We start from the raw sequence: 1,776 nt of genomic DNA, 5'->3' as shown, positions 1-1,776 counted from the left end.
AATTGACTGCAGTCCTTGACGATTTCTACTTCCCGTAGAAGTCAAAGTTATAGGGTCAAGTGACTAAGTGCATGTGGTGGATGCCTTGGCGATTACAGGCGACGAAGGACGTGATAGCCTGCGATAAGCTTCGGGGAGCTGGCAAATTAGCTTTGATCCGGAGATTTCCGAATGGGGAAACCCACCCGCAAGGGTATCTTGCACTGAATACATAGGTGCTAGAGGCGAACCGGGTGAACTGAAACATCTCAGTAGCTCGAGGAACAGACATCAACCGAGATTCCGAAAGTAGTGGCGAGCGAAATCGGAACAGCCTGCCAGTGATAGCACGGGACTTAACAAAGCGGCATGGAAAGGCCGGCCATAGTGGGTGATAGCCCCGTATGTGAAAAGACCTGTGTGGTACTAAGCTGGCGACAAGTAGGGCGGGACACGTGAAATCCTGTCTGAAGATGGGGGGACCATCCTCCAAGGCTAAATACTCGTAATCGACCGATAGTGAACCAGTACCGTGAGGGAAAGGCGAAAAGAACCCCGGGAGGGGAGTGAAATAGATCCTGAAACCGCATGCATACAAAAAGTCGGAGCCCTTCGGGGTGACGGCGTACCTTTTGTATAATGGGTCAGCGACTTACATTCAGTGGCAAGCTTAACCGAATAGGGAAGGCGCAGGGAAACCGAGTCCGAATAGGGCGAACTTCAGTCGCTGGGTGTAGACCCGAAACCAGGTGATCTATCCATGGCCAGGATGAAGGTGAGGTAACACTTACTGGAGGTCCGAACCGACTAGTGTTGCAAAACTAGCGGATGAGCTGTGGATAGGGGTGAAAGGCTAAACAAACCTGGAGATAGCTGGTTCTCTCCGAAAACTATTTAGGTAGTGCCTCAAGTATTACCGCCGGGGGTAGAGCACTGTTATGGCTAGGGGGTCATGGCGACTTACCAAACCATTGCAAACTCCGAATACCGGCGAGTACAGCTTGGGAGACAGAGCACCGGGTGCTAACGTCCGGACTCAAGAGGGAAACAACCCAGACCGCCAGCTAAGGTCCCCAAAATTGGCTAAGTGGGAAACGAAGTGGGAAGGCTAAAACAGTCAGGATGTTGGCTTAGAAGCAGCCACCATTTAAAGAAAGCGTAATAGCTCACTGATCGAGTCGTCCTGCGCGGAAGATGTAACGGGGCTAAGCCAGTTACCGAAGCTGCGGATGCGCCCGCAAGGGTGCGTGGTAGGAGAGCGTTCCGTAGGCCTGTGAAGGTGTCTTGTGAAGGATGCTGGAGGTATCGGAAGTGCGAATGCTGACATGAGTAGCGTTAAAGGGGGTGAAAAGCCCCCTCGCCGTAAGCGCAAGGTTTCCTACGCAACGTTCATCGGCGTAGGGTGAGTCGGCCCCTAAGGCGAGGCAGAGATGCGTAGCTGATGGGAAACAGGTCAATATTCCTGTACCGATCAATAGTGCGATGTGGGGACGGAGAAGGTTAGCTCAGCCAACTGTTGGAATAGTTGGTTCAAGCCCGTAGTCGTGGTCCTTAGGCAAATCCGGGGATCTGAGATGAGAGGTGATAACGAGGCTGCTTGCAGCCGAAGTGAGTGATACCCTGCTTCCAAGAAAAGCCACTAAGCTTCAGCTATTGACGACCGTACCGCAAACCGACACTGGTGCGCGTGATGAGTATTCTCAGGCGCTTGAGAGAACTCTGGAGAAGGAACTCGGCAAATTGACACCGTAACTTCGGAAGAAGGTGTGCCCCGAGTAGGTGAAGTCCCTTGCGGAT

General features: G+C 52.6%; 1 rRNA gene. It reads left to right on the top strand.

The features are described 5' to 3' along the window. Positions 1-53: 53 nt before the first annotated feature. A 23S ribosomal RNA gene (locus SM757_RS34745) occupies positions 54-1,776 on the top strand; the annotation flags it as partial.

This window comes from Azohydromonas lata (assembly GCF_034427735.1).
In the GTDB taxonomy this organism is placed as follows: domain Bacteria; phylum Pseudomonadota; class Gammaproteobacteria; order Burkholderiales; family Burkholderiaceae_C; genus Azohydromonas; species Azohydromonas lata.
Note: the sequence above shows the minus strand (reverse complement) of the source record. Positions and strands in the feature narration are given on the sequence as shown.